Origin of the sequence: Streptomyces sp. NPDC007205, assembly GCF_040634095.1 — a bacterium.
Lineage (GTDB): Bacteria > Actinomycetota > Actinomycetes > Streptomycetales > Streptomycetaceae > Streptomyces.
In genome coordinates, this window is the sequence record NZ_JBEYEW010000002.1 from 514026 (window position 1) to 531684 (window position 17659).

General features: G+C 72.0%; 14 protein-coding genes and 1 pseudogene. 9 read left to right on the top strand and 6 right to left on the bottom strand.

Annotated features, from left to right (window positions below; all coding sequences use genetic code 11):
• The first annotated feature begins 62 nt into the window (after nucleotides 1-62).
• From ABZ624_RS05890 to ABZ624_RS05900, 3 genes are read left to right on the top strand one after another with little or no spacing between them, the layout of a single operon-like run.
• Nucleotides 63-1529, top strand: coding sequence for an amino acid permease (locus tag ABZ624_RS05890; RefSeq protein ID WP_360082988.1), 1467 nt, complete (start codon nucleotides 63-65; stop codon nucleotides 1527-1529).
• Between the two features lie 42 nt (nucleotides 1530-1571).
• Nucleotides 1572-2063, top strand: coding sequence for a macro domain-containing protein (locus ABZ624_RS05895; protein ID WP_360082990.1), 492 nt, complete (start codon nucleotides 1572-1574; stop codon nucleotides 2061-2063).
• Nucleotides 2060-2977 carry a PfkB family carbohydrate kinase gene (locus ABZ624_RS05900; RefSeq protein ID WP_360082992.1) on the top strand — a complete coding sequence of 306 codons (918 nt, stop codon included), beginning with the start codon at nucleotides 2060-2062 and terminating at the stop codon, nucleotides 2975-2977. Before ABZ624_RS05895 ends, ABZ624_RS05900 begins: the two co-directional genes overlap by 4 nt.
• A gap of 44 nt (nucleotides 2978-3021) precedes the next feature.
• Here the strand turns inward: ABZ624_RS05900 and ABZ624_RS05905 are convergent, their stop codons facing one another.
• Nucleotides 3022-4509, bottom strand: a complete 1488-nt coding sequence (locus ABZ624_RS05905; protein WP_360082994.1) for a M1 family metallopeptidase — start codon at nucleotides 4507-4509, stop codon at nucleotides 3022-3024.
• 217 nt (nucleotides 4510-4726) lie between these two features.
• Here ABZ624_RS05905 and ABZ624_RS05910 point away from each other — a divergent pair, with 217 nt between their 5' ends.
• Nucleotides 4727-6685, top strand: a complete 1959-nt coding sequence (locus tag ABZ624_RS05910) for a Xaa-Pro dipeptidyl-peptidase (protein WP_360082996.1) — start codon at nucleotides 4727-4729, stop codon at nucleotides 6683-6685.
• 345 nt (nucleotides 6686-7030) lie between these two features.
• On the opposite strand, the pseudogene ABZ624_RS05915 reads toward ABZ624_RS05910, so the two are convergent.
• Nucleotides 7031-7908: pseudogene (locus ABZ624_RS05915) on the bottom strand (FAD-dependent oxidoreductase); the annotation flags it as partial.
• 101 nt (nucleotides 7909-8009) lie between these two features.
• On the opposite strand from ABZ624_RS05915, the gene ABZ624_RS05920 reads away from it, so the two are divergent.
• Together ABZ624_RS05920 and ABZ624_RS05925 are read left to right on the top strand one after the other, a co-directional pair.
• A complete protein-coding gene (locus tag ABZ624_RS05920; RefSeq protein ID WP_360082999.1) occupies nucleotides 8010-9035 on the top strand; it encodes an oxidoreductase in 1026 nt (341 codons plus the stop codon).
• Nucleotides 9036-9353: 318 nt separating this feature from the next.
• Nucleotides 9354-10994, top strand: a complete 1641-nt coding sequence (locus ABZ624_RS05925; RefSeq protein WP_360083001.1) for an ABC-F family ATP-binding cassette domain-containing protein — start codon at nucleotides 9354-9356, stop codon at nucleotides 10992-10994.
• Here ABZ624_RS05925 and ABZ624_RS05930 read toward each other — a convergent pair.
• The 3 genes from ABZ624_RS05930 to ABZ624_RS05940 form a co-directional block, all read right to left on the bottom strand.
• Nucleotides 10991-11560 carry a DinB family protein gene (locus tag ABZ624_RS05930; RefSeq protein WP_360083003.1) on the bottom strand — a complete coding sequence of 190 codons (570 nt, stop codon included), beginning with the start codon at nucleotides 11558-11560 and terminating at the stop codon, nucleotides 10991-10993. The two genes, ABZ624_RS05925 and ABZ624_RS05930, sit on opposite strands and share 4 nt — an antisense overlap.
• A gap of 120 nt (nucleotides 11561-11680) precedes the next feature.
• Nucleotides 11681-14080 (bottom strand): Tex family protein, encoded by a 2400-nt coding sequence (locus ABZ624_RS05935; protein ID WP_360083005.1) that lies wholly within the window; start codon nucleotides 14078-14080, stop codon nucleotides 11681-11683.
• Nucleotides 14081-14182: 102 nt separating this feature from the next.
• Nucleotides 14183-14314: an LPFR motif small protein gene (locus tag ABZ624_RS05940; RefSeq protein WP_360083007.1), complete on the bottom strand. Its 132-nt coding sequence runs from the start codon at nucleotides 14312-14314 to the stop codon at nucleotides 14183-14185.
• Nucleotides 14315-14452: 138 nt separating this feature from the next.
• Between ABZ624_RS05940 and ABZ624_RS05945 the strand changes: the two genes are divergently transcribed.
• Together ABZ624_RS05945 and ABZ624_RS05950 are read left to right on the top strand one after the other, a co-directional pair.
• Nucleotides 14453-15412: a GlxA family transcriptional regulator gene (locus tag ABZ624_RS05945; RefSeq protein WP_360083009.1), complete on the top strand. Its 960-nt coding sequence runs from the start codon at nucleotides 14453-14455 to the stop codon at nucleotides 15410-15412.
• Nucleotides 15413-15424: 12 nt separating this feature from the next.
• Complete coding sequence (locus ABZ624_RS05950; RefSeq protein ID WP_360083011.1) at nucleotides 15425-16060, top strand: DJ-1/PfpI family protein; 636 nt, start codon at nucleotides 15425-15427, stop codon at nucleotides 16058-16060.
• Here the strand turns inward: ABZ624_RS05950 and ABZ624_RS05955 are convergent.
• Nucleotides 16047-16802: an enoyl-CoA hydratase/isomerase family protein gene (locus ABZ624_RS05955; protein ID WP_360083013.1), complete on the bottom strand. Its 756-nt coding sequence runs from the start codon at nucleotides 16800-16802 to the stop codon at nucleotides 16047-16049. The two genes, ABZ624_RS05950 and ABZ624_RS05955, sit on opposite strands and share 14 nt — an antisense overlap.
• A gap of 120 nt (nucleotides 16803-16922) precedes the next feature.
• Here ABZ624_RS05955 and ABZ624_RS05960 point away from each other — a divergent pair, with 120 nt between their 5' ends.
• A complete protein-coding gene (locus ABZ624_RS05960) occupies nucleotides 16923-17504 on the top strand; it encodes a DUF308 domain-containing protein (RefSeq protein WP_360083015.1) in 582 nt (193 codons plus the stop codon).
• Nucleotides 17505-17659: the final 155 nt, after the last annotated feature.

Below are 17659 nucleotides of genomic sequence, written 5' to 3' on the forward strand. Positions count from 1 at the left end.
CCAAGCCCTGCACGTCCCCCGTGGCCCACGAGGTCCGGGCGCACCAGGAAGTGGAACCACCCGTGAGCAAGGACGCCGTGGATTCGGCACAGGCCGTAGCCCCTGCCCAGGCGGCCGCGACGCCCGCGGACGCGGGCGACGCCGGTTACAGCAAGGACCTCAAGGCCCGCCACGTCAACATGATCGCCATCGGTGGCGCCATCGGCACCGGACTCCTCCTGGGCGCCGGCGGCCGCCTGCACAACGCCGGGCCGGCCCTCGCCCTGGCCTATCTGGTCTGCGGCGTCTTCGCCTTCTTCGTCGTGCGGGCCCTGGGCGAGCTGGTCCTGTACCGGCCGTCCTCCGGGTCCTTCGTGTCGTACGCGCGCGAGTTCCTCGGCGAGAAGGGTGCGTACGTCGCCGGCTGGATGTACTTCCTGAACTGGTCGACGACCGGCATCGCCGACATCACCGCGATCGCGCTCTACACGCACTACTGGAGCATGTTCACCAGCATTCCCCAGTGGGTGCTCGCCCTGATCGCCCTCGCGGTGGTCCTGGCCGTGAACTTGATCTCGGTGAAGATCTTCGGCGAGATGGAGTTCTGGTTCGCGATCATCAAGGTCGCCACCATCGTCGGCTTCATGCTGATCAGCATCTTCCTGCTCGCCACCCAGCACAAGGTCGGCGGCCACACCCCCGGCCTGAGCGTGATCACCGGCAACGGCGGTGTCTTCCCGCACGGCGCGATGCCGGTCGTCCTGGTCATGCAGGGCGTGATCTTCGCCTACGCCGCCCTGGAGCTGGTCGGTGTCGCCGCCGGCGAGACCGCCGAGCCGGAGAAGGTCGTCCCGCGCGCGGTGAACTCGATCATGTGGCGGGTGGGCCTGTTCTACGTCGGCTCGGTCGTGCTGCTCGCCCTGCTGCTGCCCGGCTCGGTGTACTCCGCCGACCAGAGCCCGTTCGTGACCGTGCTGTCCAAGATCGGTGTGCCGGCCGCCGGTGACGTGATGAACCTGGTCGTGCTGACCGCGGCCATGTCCTCGCTGAACTCCGGCCTGTACTCCACCGGCCGCATCCTGCGTTCCATGGCCATGGCGGGCTCCGCCCCGAAGTTCACCGCGCGCATGAACCGCAGCCAGGTGCCCTACGGCGGCATCCTGCTGACCTGCGCGGTCTGTGTGCTCGGCGTCGGCCTGAACTACCTGGTGCCCAGCCAGGCCTTCGAGATCGTGCTGAACGTCGCCTCCCTCGGCATCATCAGCACCTGGGTGATCATCATGCTCTGCCACATGATCTTCGTCCGCCGTGCCCGCGCGGGCCTGGTGACCCGGCCGCGCTTCCAGCTGAAGTTCAGCCCCGGCACCGAGATCGCCACGATCGTCTTCCTGCTGGCCTGCCTCGGCATGATGTGGAACGACCCCGACGTGGGCCGCAAGACCATCCTGCTGATCCCGGTGATCGCCGTCATGCTGGTCGCCGGCTGGTTCGGCGTGCGCCGCCGGGTGTCGCAGAACACCGGCCAGGAGCTCTCCGAGCTGACGAAGTAGCAGCTCAGGGCCACTGTCAGTGGCATCGCCTACGGTGGCGTCATGTCGGAGATCGAGTATGTCCGGGGTGACGCCACCGTGCCGTCCGTCAAGGGCGTCAAGGTGATCGCCCATGTCTGCAACGACATCGGCGGCTGGGGAAAGGGCTTCGTCCTCGCGCTCTCGCGCCGCTGGCCGGAGCCGGAGGCGGCATACCGCACCTGGCACCGCGACCGTGCGAAGAACGACTTCGGCCTCGGCGCGGTCCAGCTGGTCCGCGTCGAGCCGTATGTGTGGGTGGCCAACATGATCGGCCAGCGCGGCGTCAGACGGGGCAGCAAGGGCGTCCCCGTCCGCTACGAGGCGATCGACACCGCCCTCGACCGGCTCGCCGGCGAAGTGATCAGACTCGGCGCGTCGGTGCACATGCCCCGCATAGGCTGCGGCCTGGCGGGCGGCACCTGGTCCCGCATCGAGCCGCTCATCACCGAGCGGCTGGTCAAGCGCGGCATCGCGGTGACGGTGTACGACCACGGAGAGGGCGGCGGCGGATGAGCGCGCAGGACGGTGCGGCGGATGTGCTGGTGCTGGGCGGAGCCGGTGTGGACACGATCATCCACGTCCCCGAACTGCCCCTCCCGTACGCCGACAGCTACATGATCGACTCCGGGATCCGCACCCGCGCCGGACAGACCGGCGACTTCATCGCCCTGGGTCTCGCCGCGCTCGGCCTGCGCACCCACCACCTCGACCTGCTCGGCGACGACCCCGAGGGCGACCTCGTGCGCGCCCTGCACCGCGAGCACGGCATCGCACTGACCGCACTCCCGCAACCCGCCGGCACCAGGCGCGCGGTGAACCTCGTCGGCCCGGACGGCCGCCGCCTGTCCCTCTACGACACCAGCCGCGCCCGCCCCGGCGACCGCTTCCCGCCGGAGACGCTGGCCACACTGGCCGGGACCAGCCGGCACGTGCACGTCACGATCACCCAGCCCTGCGCCGACGCCCTGCCGGTACTGACCGCGACGGGCGTGCCCTTGTCCACGGACCTGCACGACTGGGACGGGGAGAACCCGTACCACGAACCGTTCGCCCACGCCGCGGACGTCGTCTTCCTGTCCGCCGCCGCGCTGGGCGACCCCGAGCGGACCATGCGGCGCATCGCCGGGCGGGGCCGGGCCGAGGTGGTCGTCGCCACCGCCGGGGCCGACGGCGCTTATCTGCTGGCCGACGGCGAGCTGACCCGCGTGCCTGCGGCGTCGCCGCCCGCGCCGGTGGTGGACTCCAACGGCGCGGGCGACGCCTTCGCCGCCGCGTTCCTGTACGGCCGCCTCAGCGGCGAGCCGCCCGAGACCTGTGCCCGCTACGGCGCGGTCGCGGGCGCGTACGCCTGCACGGTCCCGGCCTCCCGAGCGGAGTCGATAGGCCGGGACGAGTTGCTGGAGCGGGCAGCCGGGCCGAGACCCTGAGGGTCCCGACGCGTCCGGTCAGCCCTCGTGATCAGTCCCCTTGGTCAGTCCCCGTGGCCGCCGTGCGCCGCCTCGATCTTCTTCCACGACTTCGGCTGGGCCACCGTGGCGTCCGCCTTCGCCAGTGACCGAGCGGCGGGCGCGGCCGGCTTCGACGGCTGGAACAGCCAGGTGTCGAACAGCGCCGCGAGGGGCTTGCCGGACACCTGCTCGGCGTACTTCTGGAAGTCGGCCACCGAGGCGTTGCCGTACGCGTGCTCCTGCGGCCAGCCCTTCAGGATGCGGAAGAACGCGTCGTCGCCGACCTCGTTGCGCAGGGCCTGGATGGCCAGCGCGCCCCGGTCGTACACGGCGGCGTCGAACTGGTTGTCCGGGCCCGGGTCACCGGGCTTGACCGTCCAGAAGGCGTCGTCGGCCGGGTGGGAGGCATACACGTAGTCCGCGAGCTGCTGCGCGGTTCCCTCGCCCTCGTGCTCGGACCACAGCCACTGCGCGTACGTTGCGAAGCCCTCGTTGAGCCAGATGTCCTTCCAGCCCTTCAGCGACACGTCGTCGCCGTACCACTGGTGGGCCAGCTCGTGCACGACCAGCGAGGTGTTGGCGCCCTTCGCGAACTGCTTCGGGCTGTAGTAGACACGGGTCTGGGTCTCCAGCGCGTACCCGGTCGTGGTGTTCGGCACGTAGCCGCCGGCTGAACTGAACGGATACGGCCCGAAGTAGCCGCTCAGCCAGTCGACGAGCTCGCCGGTGCGCTCTACGCTCGCCCGCGCGGCCCCGTCGTTGTCGCCGAGGTCCTTGCTGTAGGCGTTGACGACCGGCACCCCGCCCTCGGAGGTACCGGTGGTGATGTCGAACTTTCCGATGGCGAGCGTGGCCAGATAGGTCGCCTGCGGCTTGTTCTCCCGCCAGCTGTAGCGGGTCCAGCCCAGCTTCGAACTCGTCGCCTGCAGCGTGCCGTTGGAGAGGGCCTGGGTGCCGTCCGGCACGGCCACCGACACGTCGTAGGTGGCCTTGTCGCTCGGATGGTCGTTGCTCGGGAACCACCACCAGGCGGCCTCGGGCTCGTCGGCTGCGACCGCGCCGTCCGGCGTGCGGTGCCAGGCGTTGAAGCCGTACGCGGTCTTCGTGGACGGCACCCCGCTGTAGCGGACGACGACCGTGATGGGCGTGCCCTTGGCCAGCGGCGTCTTCGGCGTGACGACCAGCTCGTGCTGCTGGGAGTGCGTGAAGGCGGCCTTCGCGCCGTTGACCCGCACCTCGCTCACGTCCAGCAGGAAGTCCAGGTCGAAGCTGGACAGGTCCTGTGTGGTCTGCGCCAGGATCGTCGCCGTGCCCTGCAGTTCGTCCGTCTTCGGCTGGTACTGCAGCCTCAGGTCGTAGTGCGAGACGTCGTAGCCGCCGTTGCCGTAGTACGGGTAGTAGGGGTCGCCGATGCCCGGCGCGCCCGGGGAGTAGCTCGCGGCCGATGCCGGGATCGCCAGCAGGAGGGAGGCCGCCGCGAGTGCGCCCGGCGCGATGATTCTGCGGTGCACGTCAGCTCCAAGTCGTAGGTACCGAAGGTCCGTTCGGAGAACTCTGTTCGCAGCCTATTCAGTCCCTGTGGCCCCTGACCTGTCCATGGCCCCTGCTGTCACACGATCGCCATTCAGCCGTCACGCGACACGCGAGGCGCCGTAATTCCACCTTCTGCCAGGGAGTTGACCGGAGTACCGTCCGCGCATGCCACTTCGCACGCCACTTCGCACGCCGATGAGAACGCGCTTCACGATCTGGAGAGCGCTCGCCACCGCGGTCGCCGCCATCCTGACGGCCGCCTTCCTCACCCCGGTCGCCGCCCAGGCCGCCGCCACCGGCACGAGCCCGTCCACCCGGGAGAGCCGGCCCGTCTACTCCTACGCCCACGCCGTCCGCGAGGCCGTGTGGGTGGACACCGGCCTCGACGGGGACGGCGACGGGAAGACCGACCGCGTCGCCGCCGACATCGTCCGGCCCGCCGAGCCCGCCCGCCAGGGCCGCAAGGTGCCCGTCATCATGGACGCCAGCCCCTACTACTCCTGCTGCGGACGCGGCAACGAGAGCCAGAAGAAGACGTACGACGCACAGGGCCACGTCGTCCAGATGCCCCTCTTCTACGACAACTACTTCGTGCCCCGCGGCTACGCCTTCGTCGGCGTCGACCTCGCCGGCACCAACCGTTCCGACGGCTGCGTCGACACCGGCGGCCGCTCCGACATCCAGTCCGCGAAGGCCGTCATCGACTGGCTGAACGGCCGCGCCACGGCGTACACCACCCGGACCGGCGCCAGGGCCGTCAAGGCCACCTGGACCAACGGCAGAACAGGCATGATCGGCAAGAGCTGGGACGCCACCATCGCCAACGGTGTCGCCGCCACCGGCGTCAAGGGCCTGCAGACGATCGTCCCGATCAGCGGCATCTCCTCCTGGTACGACTACTACTTCGCGCAGGGCGCTCCGCTGTACGACGGCGGCCCCGACGAACTGGCCGGCTACGTCGAGAGCGACGCGGCGCACGCCCACTGCGCGGCCGTACAGAAGAAACTCGCCGACGGCAGCCCGCGCAGCGGCGACTGGACCGGGCTGTGGACCGAGCGGAACTACGTCAAGGACGCGGCCAAGGTACGCGCCAGCGTGTTCCTGGTGCACGGCATGCAGGACCTCAACGTCCGCACCAAGCACTTCGGCCAGTGGTGGGACGCTCTCGCGAAGCACGGCGTCCAGCGCAAGATCTGGCTGTCCCAGACCGGGCACGTCGACCCCTTCGACTACCGGCGCGGCGCCTGGGTCGACACCCTGCACCGCTGGTTCGACCACGCACTCCTCGGCTACGACAACGGCATCGACCGCGAGCCGATGGCCGACATCGAACGCCACCCCGACCAGTGGGTCACCTCCCGCGTCTGGCCCCCGCGGACCACCCGCACCACCGTCCTGCACCCCGCCCCCGGCACCCGGGCCGGCGTCGGCACGCTCGGCCTGCGCCCGGCCACCGGCACGGAGAGCTTCACCGACGACCCGAAGCTGAGCGAGACCGACTGGGCCGCGCACCTGACCACGCCCACGGCCGGGAAGACCGGTTTCCTCACCGCGCCGCTCACCCGTGACCTGCGCCTGTCCGGTTCGTCCACGGTGACGGTGACCGCGACGCCGACCACCACCTCGGCCCACCTGTCCGCTGTCCTGGTCGACCTCGGCCCCGACACGATCCGCGACTACGCGGACGCCGCCGAGGGCATCACCACGCTCACCGACCGCACCTGCTGGGGCGCGAGCACGGCCGGGGACAGCGCCTGCTTCAAGGAGACGGCGGCCAAGACGGCCAAGGTCGACTACACGGTGTTCAGCCGCGGCTGGGCCGACCTCGGTCACTACGCCTCCCTCGGCAAGGGCGTCCCGCTCACCCCGGGAAAGGCGTACACGATGACTCTGCGTCTGGCGGCGACCGACCACGTCGTTCCCGAAGGACACCGGCTGGCCCTGATCATCGCGGGCACGGACAAGGACCTCATCGACCCGCCGTCGACGAAGCCGGCCCTGACGATCGATCTGTCCGGTACGAGGGCGAGTCTCCCGCTGGTCGGCGGCGCACCGGCGTTCGCCCGGGCCGCGTCGGGCACGGCCACGGCTCCCGCGCCGCGCGTCCTGAACGGCGTCCGCGCACCGCGCGCGGCTGAACACATCCCGGGGTAGTCGAGGCGGCTCGGGCCGTCTGCCGGGCGCGGGCTTGTGGCGGGTTGTTCGCGCAGTTCCCCGCGCCCCTCAGGGAACTGCAGGCCGTCGGCTGCCTCGCACCGCCCGCCGCTGCGGGCAGTCGTGCCTCCCCCAGTGCCTCAAGGGCCTGGGGGACCCCCAGGGCGGCGAGGGTGCGCGCTGGGGATCCCCCTCGGGAGGTACACCCCCTCCGGGGGAGGCACCCCGCAAGCGCGGGTGGGCGACCCGGCCCCCACCACGCTGCCGCGCCGGGTGCCCCCTCAGGCGGCCGGGAACGCCAACCCGGCCGCCTCCCGAGCGCACCCCCCACGCCACCGTCACCCCGGCGCACCCCCACGCCACCGTCACCCCGGCCCCGCCGTGCCCGTAGTCGTGCACCAGCAGGCGCCCGCCGGGCAGCGGCTGTCCTTCCAGCCGTACCGCGTCCCGAGCCGGCCGCAGCCCCACCCGGTGGGCCCAGCACCCGAGCCCGCGCGATCTCCGGGCGGACCTCCGCGCACCGGGCGACGACCGCCGCGGCGGTCTCACGGTCCGGGTCCAGGGACCAGGCGTCCTCCTCCGCCGTACCGCCCAGCAGCAGTCCGCCCGGCTGCGGGACGACGTACGTGGAGGCGTCGCAGGCGTGGCCGACGGACGTGAACCAGGTCGTGATCCCCGGGTTCTCCACCACCACCAGCTGCCCCCGCACCGGACGCACCGCCGGGTCCGGCACCAGCGAAGGCGCGCCGAAGCCCGTGCAGTCGACCACGACCGGCGCGGGCACCGCTGAAAGGTCCGACACCTCGCGCGCCTCGACCACGCCTCCGGCCTTCGCCAGCCGCTCCCGCAGCCACGCCGGATGCACCGGCATGTCGATCACCGGCAGCCGCGTCGCGAGACCGTCCGACACGGCCCGCAGCCCCGGCACCCGGCCCGCCCAGACGCCCAGTTCGTCCAGCTGCATCCCGCGGTGTACGCCGTCGACCAGGCGTACGCCCGTCTTTTCCGGCAGCCCCGCCGGCTCCTCGTACACGGTGAGGGACTCCGGCGCCCAGGCACCGGCCAGCTGTGCGGGCCGGATGCGGTACGGCCACCACAGGCCGCCGCGACCGCCAAGGTCGTACGCTCGGCGGGGTCTCGCGCCGAGACCCGTACCCGCCGCCCGGACTGGCCAGCACCACGGCCGTCGTCAGCCCGGCGACGCCGCTCCCGACCACGATCACTTCGTCACCCGGCTCGCTGTCCGCGCCAGGACGACAGGCCCAGTCCGGCCGACTCTGTCATGCCGCGCTCACATGCGTGTCAATGTGGGGATACTCACAGCATGTCTGCCGCATACGCGACCTTCGGCCTGGCACCGGCGATCCGCGCCGGCGGTGTGCTGGCCGACGGCGGCTACCAGGTTCACCGCGACTTCGTGGACTTCGTCGTGGACGGCCGTCCGCTGCTGTTCCGGCTGTCCGACCTCGACGCCGTCTCCCCGCTCGCCTCGGACGTCCCGCCCGCCATCTTCACCGAGCAGGTGCGCGCCCTGCTCCTGGAGGCCGAACCGCCGCTCCCGGACGGCCGGTTCGTCATCTACGGCTGCCCCGAGTGCGCGGACCTGGGCTGCGGAGCGGTCACCGCCGTGATCGAGCGCGACGGCGAGGACTACATCTGGCGGGACTTCGCCTGGCAGACGGACGAACACGCCGACCTGGAGCTCAACGGCTACCACGGCATAGGGCCGTTCCGCTTCCACGGCCCCGAGTACCGCGCCGCCCTGACCTCCCTCGGCGAAGGCCCGCCCCGCCGACGCGTTCTGCTGGTCGGCGCCCGGGTCGCGGTGCTGGCCAGGCTGGCCGCCGCGCTGCGCACCATCGGCATCGGCGCCGACATCACCCAGGACGCCCGGGCCGTCCCCGCCGAGGAACTGCGCGGCTACGGCGCGGTCGCCTTCGGCCGCGCGGTCGGCGAGGCCGAGCGAGCCGCCGTACTGGACGCCTTCGAACGCGCCGGGGTCGACATCGCCCGCGTGGACGGTCTGGCCCCGATCGTGCCGCTGCTCGTCGCCCAGATCGAGCACGCCCTGGACCGCAGCCCGGTGCCGCAGCGCCGGCTCACCGGGCTCACGGCCGCCCGAGGCGCCGCGGACGTCGAGGTGGCCTCCGCGTGCCGGGTGCGGATCACCGCCTACCGTCTCGACCGGCTCTGCCGCACCCACACCCGCGAGGTGTTCGACGGCGTCCTGGAGCCCGGCCGGCACCGCGTCCCCCTCGACCCGAAGGCGGTCAAGGGGGAGGCGTTCGTCGTCGCCCGCACGACGGGAGGCGTACTCACGGCACCGGTCGCGGGCGGGAGCCGGGGCTGAGCTGCGGGGCCGGGGCCGGGGCCGGGGTTGTGGGTTGCGGGCGGGGGTCGGGGCCGAGGTGCGGGGCCGGGGGCGCGGGCGCGAGTCGGGGTCACCGGCGGGGAAACGGAACTGCGACGCGGCGTCCGGCCCACCGGAGGACGCGGCTGTGGTGCGGGGGCGGGTCCACCGGAGGACGCAGCTGTGGTGGCCACCGGCGGGAAACGGAACTGCGACTCGGCGTCGGGCCCACCGGAGGACGCGGCTGTGGTGCGGCGCCGGGCCCCGCGCAGAACGCGGCTGAGACGCGGCAGGCCGCCCATTAGGATCGGCCTCCTGATGACTGCCACCCTCGTCGCCAAGAACCTCGCCGCCGGCCACGGCGACCGCTCCCTCTTCTCCGGGCTGGACCTCGTCGTCGCGCCCGGCGACGTGATCGGTCTCGTCGGCGCCAACGGCGCGGGCAAGTCCACCCTGCTGAAGCTGCTCGCCGGACTCACCGCACCGGAAGAGGGCGAACTCAGGCTGTCCCCGCCGGCCGCCACCGTCGGCCATCTGCCGCAGGAGCCGGAGCGCAGGCCGGGGGAGACGGTCCGGGAGTTCCTGGCCCGTCGTACGGGTGTCGCCGAGGCCCAGCGCGTCATGGACGAGGCGACACAGGCGCTCGTCGACGGCGCGCCCGGCGCCGACGACGCCTACGCGACCGCTCTGGAGCGCTGGCTCGGCCTCGGCGGCGCCGACCTGGAGGAGCGCGCGGAGGAAGTCGCCGACTCGCTCGGTCTCGCCGTCGGCCTGGACCAGCCGATGACCGCGCTCTCCGGCGGCCAGGCGGCCCGCGCCGGACTCGCCTCGCTGCTGCTGTCCCGCTACGACGTCTTCCTCCTGGACGAGCCCACCAACGACCTCGACCTCGACGGCCTGGAACGCCTGGAACGCTTCGTCACCGGCCTGCGCGCCGGCACGGTCGTCGTCAGCCACGACCGCGAGTTCCTCACCCGCACGGTCACCAAGGTCCTCGAACTGGACCTCGCCCAGCGGCAGATCAACCTCTACGGCGGCGGCTACGCGGCCTACCTGGAGGAACGCGAGGTCGCCCGCCGGCACGCCCGCGACGACTACGAGGAGTACGCCGACAAGAAGTCCGCCCTCCAGGACCGCGCCCAGATGCAGCGGTCCTGGATGGACAAGGGCGTGAAGAACGCCCGGCGCAAGGCGGGCAACGACAACGACAAGATCGGCCGCAAGTTCCGCAGCGAGGCCAGCGAGAAGCAGGCCGCCAAGGCGCGGCAGACCCAGCGCATGATCGAGCGCCTGGAGGTCGTCGAGGAGCCGCGCAAGGAGTGGGAACTGCGCATGGAGATCGCGGCCGCCCCACGCTCCGGCGCGGTGGTGGCGACCCTGCGGGACGCCGAGATACGGCGCGGCGACTTCGTCTTCGGCCCGGTGTCCCTGCAGATCGACTGGGCGGACCGGGTCGCGGTCACCGGGGCCAACGGCGCCGGCAAGTCGACCCTGCTCGGTGCGCTGCTGGGCCGGGTCCCGCTCGACTCCGGGCATGCCGCACTCGGTTCGGGCGTCCTGGTCGGCGAGGTCGACCAGGCCCGCAAGCTGTTCCACGGCCCCGAGAGCCTGCTGGACGCGTTCTGCGCGGCCGTCCCCGACACCGAACCGGCGGACGTGCGCACGCTGCTGGCCAAGTTCGGCCTGAAGTCCGAGCATGTGCTGCGCCCGGCCGCGACCCTCTCCCCGGGCGAACGCACCCGTGCCGCCCTGGCCCTCCTGCAGGGCCGGGGCGTCAACCTCCTGGTCCTGGACGAGCCGACGAACCACCTCGACCTGCCCGCCATCGAGCAACTGGAACAGGCCCTCGACACCTACGAGGGCACCCTGCTCCTGGTCACCCACGACCGCCGCATGCTGGACGCGGTCCAGGTGACCCGGCGGCTGGAGGTGGCGGACGGGAAGGTGACGGAGAGTTAACTCCAGCGGGCTGCGGCCTCCTTGGCCGCTCGCTCGACCCGGCCGGCGTGCCCGGGGTCGTGCGGTGCGACATTGAGCCCGTCCGGGCGCTGCCCCACCGTCCCGTCGATCAACTCCCGCACGATGTCGGCGTGTCCGGCGTGCCGCTGGGTCTCGGCGATCATGTGGGTGAGGATCCGGTGCAGTGTCATCTCGCCCGGCGCGCCCGGCACCCGGCCGACCGCGTCCAGGGGAAGCGCTGTGATGGTCTCGTCCGCGTGGGCACAGGCCCGCCGGTACAGGCCGACGATGTCCTCCCGGGTCTCGTCGGCCCGTGCCCACAGGTCCGCGTTCGGCTCGGCGTCGCCGGTGAACCACAAGGGCGTCGCGGCGAACGGTCGGCCGAAGGTCGCGCCGAAGTACAGCGCCTCGGCGCCGGCCAGGTGCTTGACCAGGCCCAGCAGGTTCGTACCGGTGGGCGTCAGGGGACGCCGGATGTCGTACTCCTGCAGACCGTCCAGCTTCCACAGCAGCACGTCGCGGGCGTCGTGGAGGTACACCCGCAGGTCGTCCTTGAGATCCGTCATGAGCCCAGTCTCCCGACCGGGTGATCACGGTCCACCGAATTTCAGGCGCTGAACGGCGCCCTCCGCACAGGAGGGCGCCGTTCAGCTGCCCGAGGGGATACGGGTCTGGGCCCCGCAGTCTCAGCGCTTCCTGGGATCCAGCAGCCCCGCCCTGCGCAGCGCGTCCGCCATCGCGCTGTTGGCCGGTGCCGGCGCCTGACGGCCGCCCCGGTCACCTCCCCGGTCACCGCCCCGGCCCTGCCGCTGGCCCTGTCCGCCGCCCTGCCGCTGCTGCGGCGGACGGGGGCCGCCACCGCGCTGCTGGCGGCCGCCGCCCTGCCCCTGCGCGGCGGCCTCGTCGTCCAGGCGCAGGGTCAGCGCGATCCGCTTGCGCGGGATGTCCACGTCGAGGACCTTCACCTTGACGATGTCACCGGGCTTGACGACATCGCGCGGGTCCTTGACGAACGTCTTCGACATCGCCGAGACGTGCACCAGGCCGTCCTGGTGGACGCCGACGTCCACGAACGCGCCGAACGCGGCCACGTTCGTCACCACACCCTCCAGGATCATCCCGGCGGACAGGTCGGAGATCTTCTCCACGCCCTCCTTGAAGGTGGCCGTCCTGAAGGCGGGCCGCGGGTCGCGCCCCGGCTTCTCCAGCTCCTTCAGGATGTCCGTCACCGTCGGCAGACCGAAGGTGTCGTCCACGAAGTCGGCGGGCTTCAACGAGCGCAGCACGCCCGTGTTGCCGACCAGGGAGGCCACCTCCTGCCCCGTGGTCTTCACCATACGGCGCACCACCGGGTAGGCCTCGGGGTGCACGCTGGAGGCGTCCAGCGGGTCGGCGCCGCCGCGGATGCGCAGGAAGCCCGCGCACTGCTCGTACGCCTTCGGGCCGAGCCGCGCCACCTTCTTCAGCTCGGAGCGGGACGTGAACGGGCCGTTGGCGTCCCGGTGCGCCACAATGTTCTCGGCGAGACCGGACGAGATGCCGGACACGCGCGAAAGCAGCGGTACGGACGCGGTGTTGACGTCCACGCCGACGCCGTTCACACAGTCCTCGACGACCGCGTCCAGCGAGCGGGACAGCTTCATCTCGGACAGGTCGTGCTGGTACTGGCCGACGCCGATGGACTTCGGGTCGATCTTCACCAGCTCGGCCAGCGGGTCCTGCAGCCGCCGGGCGATGGACACCGCGCCGCGCAGCGACACATCCATGTCGGGCAGCTCCCGTGAGGCGTACGGGGACGCCGAGTACACCGACGCGCCCGCCTCGGACACCATCACCTTGGTGAGCTTCAGCTCGGGGTGCTTCGCGATCAGTTCACCGGCGAGTTTGTCGGTCTCGCGAGACGCGGTGCCGTTGCCGATCGCGACCAGCTCGACCGCGTGCTCCTCGGCGATCCGGGCCAGCTTGGCGAGGGCCTCGTCCCACTTGTTGGCCGGGACGTGCGGGTAGATCACGTCCGTGGCGACGACCTTGCCGGTCGCGTCGACCACGGCGACCTTCACGCCGGTACGGAAACCGGGGTCCAGGCCCAGCGTCGCGCGGGTGCCGGCCGGGGCGGCCAGCAGCAGGTCGCGCAGGTTCGCCGCGAAGACGTTCACCGCCTCGTCCTCGGCGGCTGTGCGCAGCCTGAGGCGCAGGTCGATGCCGAGGTGGACGAGCAGGCGGGTGCGCCAGGCCCAGCGCACGGTGTCCGTCAGCCACTTGTCGGCGGGCCGGCCCCGGTCGGCGATGCCGAACCGGTGCGCGACGATGCCCTCGTACGACGAAGGCCCGTCCGTGGGCTCCTCCGGCTCCAGGACGAGGTCGAGGACCTCCTCCTTCTCGCCGCGCAGCATCGCCAGGATCCGGTGCGAGGGCAGTTCGGTGAACGGCTCGGCGAAGTCGAAGTAGTCGGCGAACTTGGCGCCCGCCTCCTCCTTGCCCTCGCGGACCTTCGCGGCCAGCCGCCCGCGCACCCACATGCGCTCGCGCAGCTCGCCGATCAGGTCGGCGTCCTCCGAGAACCGCTCGGTGAGGATCGCCCGCGCGCCCTCCAGGGCGGCCTGCGGGTCGGCGACGCCCTTGCCGGCGTCCACGAACGCGGCGGCGGCGGCCAGCGGGTCCACCGTCGGGTCGCCCAGCAGGCCCTCCGCCAGCGGTTCCAGGCCGGCTTCGCGCGCGATCTGCGCCTTGGTGCGCCGCTTGGGCTTGTACGGCAGGTAGATGTCCTCCAGCCGCGCCTTGGTCTCGGCGCCGCGGATGCGGGCCTCCAGCTCGTCGGTGAGCTTGCCCTGCTCGCGCACCGACTCCAGGATCGCCGCCCGCCGCTCCTCCAGCTCCCGCAGGTAGCGCAGCCGCTCCTCGAGCGTGCGCAGCTGCGCGTCGTCGAGCATCTCGGTCGCTTCCTTGCGGTAGCGGGCGATGAAGGGCACCGTCGAACCGCTGTCGAGCAGTTCCACCGCGGCCTTCACCTGCCGCTCCCGTACGCCGAGCTCCTCGGCGATCCTGCCTTCGATGGATCCCGCTCCGATGGATCCGGGTGTCGTCACGATCCCGTACCGCCTTCTCCACTGAGGTTGCGCGGCAATTGTGGCAGGTGACACCGACAACCGGGGATCAGGGCGGTGCGTGGCGGGGTGCCGGCTCCCGGTTCAGGCACGGCCCCCGTGCGCGGACGACGAGGCTCCGCCGAACAGCCGGGCCACGGCCCGGAACGGCAGCGTGACCACCGTGGCGACGGCGCCGCCGATCTGCCGCAGTACGTCTGCGATGGCTCCCAGCACGGAAATCTCCTTCCTTCGGGTTCCTTCGGGCGAGTGGCCTCCGGGTACCTCACCGCCCCGCCCTCATGCCCGGCCATGGCAGAAAAGGTGGGAAACATGTCATTGCAGCCGTACTCCCGGCGGCGAAGAATCGAGGGCATGGCGCAGCGAACCCTCCTGTTCGTCCTCTTCGACGGCGTGCAGAGCCTCGACGTCACCGGCCCGCTAGAAGTGTTCGCCGGCGCCGAGAAGCACACACCGGGCACCTACCGGATCCGTACGGCCTCCCTGGACGGCGGCCCGGTGCGCACCTCCGGCGGCCTGACCCTCGTACCGGACGAGACGTTGACCACCGCCTCCGCCCCGCACACCCTGCTGGTCCCCGGCGGCCAGGGCACCCGCGACCCCGACCCGCGACTGATCGAGTGGCTGCGCGCCCACGGCCCGCGCGCTCCCCGTCTGGTCTCGGTGTGCACGGGTGCCGCCCTGCTCGCCGCCGCAGGTCTCCTCGACGGCCGCCGGGCGACCACCCACTGGGCGTACTGCGACAAGCTCGCCCGCGACCACCCGGCCGTCGCCGTGGACCCGGAACCCATCTACGTCCGGGACGGGGACGTCGCCACCTCGGCCGGCGTGACCTCCGGCATCGACCTGGCCCTCGCCCTGGTCGAGGAGGACCTGGACCGGGACGTCGCCCTCGCCGTCGCCCGGCACCTGGTCGTCTTTCTGCGCCGGCCCGGCAACCAGGCGCAGTTCAGTGCCCAGCTCGCCGCCCAGACCGCCCAGCGCGCACCGCTGCGCGAGGTCCAGCGGTGGATCACCGAGCACCCCGCCGGCGACCTCGCGGTCGAGTCGCTCGCCGCCAGGGCCCGGCTGTCACCCCGCCACTTCGCGCGCGCCTTCCGCGAGGAGACCGGCATGACACCCGGCCGCTACGTCGACCGGGTCCGCCTGGAACACGCCCGCCGCCTGCTGGAGGACACCGCCGACGGCATCGAGGAGGTCGCCCGCGCCAGCGGCTACGGGACCCCTGAAGCCATGCGCCGCGCCTTCGTCAAGGCCCTCGGGACGGCCCCGGCCGAGTACCGGCGCCGGTTCCGGCCCGCCACCACCCCCTGAAGGGACAAGCCCATGCAGATCGCCCTGGTCGTCTACGACCGCTTCACCGCCCTGGACGTCGTCGGACCCTATGAGATCCTCAGCCGGCTCCCGGACGCGGACCTCTCCTTCGTCGCCGAACGGCCCGGCCCCGTCCGCACCGATACCGGCTTTCTCGCCGTGACCGCCGACAAGGCCCTCGACGAGGTGCCCCGTCCCGACCTCCTGGTCGTCTCGGGCGGCCCCGGCACCATGGCCCAGCTGGAGAACCCGGCGCTGCTGGACTGGCTGCGCGCGGCGGACGCGACGAGTACGTGGACGACCTCGGTCTGCTCGGGCTCGCTGCTGCTCGCCGCCGCGGGGCTGCTGCGCGACCGCCGGGCGACCAGCCACTGGGCCGCACTGGACCTGCTGAAGGAGTTCGGCGCGGAACCGACGAGCGAGCGGGTCGTGACCGACGGCAAGTACGTCACCGCCGCCGGGGTCTCCTCCGGCATCGACATGGCGCTCACCCTGACCGGCCGGATCGCGGGCGACGACCACGCCCAGGCCGTCCAGCTGCTGACCGAGTACGACCCCCAGCCGCCGTACGACGCCGGTTCCCCGCACAAGGCGCCCGCGCACCTCGTCGAGGAGCTGCGCGCGGGCAGCCGGTTCAGCCTGACGTAGACACGCTCCAGGTGAAGCGCGGCTGCCTGCGCTCCAGGAACGCGGCGACGCCCTCCGCGGTGTCGCCGCTGCCCCGTGCCTGCTCCGCCCAGTGGGCGTCCCGGTCCGTCCTGCCGTTCGCGAACTCCTTCGCGGCGGCCTGGGTGAGCTGCGAGCGGGAGACCAGGATCCCGGTCAACTCGGCGACGCGCTTGTCGAGTTCGCCCTCCGGCAGCACCTCGTCCACCAGCCCGGTGCCGAGCGCCCGCCCCGTGTCGATCAACTCGGCGGTGAACAGCAGGTACTTGGCCGTGGCCGGACCCACCAGCGACACCAGCCGACGGGTCGAGGAGGCCGGATAGACGATGCCGAGCCGCGCCGGTGTCACCCCGAACAGGGCGCCCTCCTGAGCCAGCCGCAGATCGCAGGCCGCCGCCAGCTGCGCCCCGCCCCCCACGCAGTGCCCGCGCACGGCGGCCAGGGTCGGCTTGGGGAACGCGGCGAGCGCCTCCTCGGCCGCCACGGCGAGTGCCTGGGCTTCCTCGGGTGACTCCTGGAGCGTGGAGATGTCGGCACCCGCACAGAAGGTCCCGCCTTCCCCGGTGAGCACCAGCGCCCGTACGCCGGGGTCGTGCGCCAGGCCGTCCAGCAGCGGCGGCAGCGCCCGCCACATCGCGGCGGTCATGGCGTTGCGCTTGGCCGGATTGCGGATGACGACGGTGGCGACAGCGCCTTCGACACGGTGCGACAGCTGGGGCTCCATGCGCCGGATGCTATCGGGAGCCGAGTTCACGCAGGGTGCCTCACCCCGGCGTTACCGAATCCCTCCAGCGGGGACTCATAGGGATGGCGGGGGCGGCCGGAGGTGACCGAGGAGGCGGCGATGGCCAGGTTCGGCACACGCAAGCCCAAGGACAGGGTGACGAAGCTGCGCCACGGCTTCGGCTGGCTCGCCGCGCTCGGCGTGATCCTGGTGGTCGCCGGGCTCGTCGGACTCGTCTACGTCGCCTTCGCCACGCTCACCTCGATGCTGCTGTTCGGCTGGCTGCTGCTGGTCGGCGGGATCGTCGGCCTGCTGCACGCGATCCAGGCCCGAGGCACCAGCTTCTTCTGGCTCGGCGTCATCGTCGCCGCCCTGAACATCGCGGCCGGAGCCGTCGTCATCCGCCTGCCGCACGCGGCCGCCGTCGCCCTCACCATGTTCGCCGCGCTGCTGTTCCTCTCCGCGGGCCTCTTCCGGCTGGTCGGCAGCGTGATCGTGCGCGGTCCGCAGTTCGGCTGGACGCTGCTTCTCGGTGCCTTCGACCTGCTGCTCGGGATCCTGGTCCTCGGCTCCTGGCCGAGCAGCAGCCAGTACGTCATCGGTGCGTTCTTCTCGCTCGCCCTGCTCTTCGACGGCCTCGGCCTCGTGGCCACCGGCTACGGCGGGCGCCGGGTCGTCGGGCTCGTCTCCGAGCAGCGGTAGCCCCGACCCGACGACCCGATTAGTTCGGGAACCGGCGCCCGGGCGACAGGAAACAGTCCTACACGTGACCGTGTCATACGCACTCGGTCATGAACCGCTCGATACCCGGTGACTTGCGTTCAGGTGCAAAGTCCGCAGCGGATCGTTACCAACAC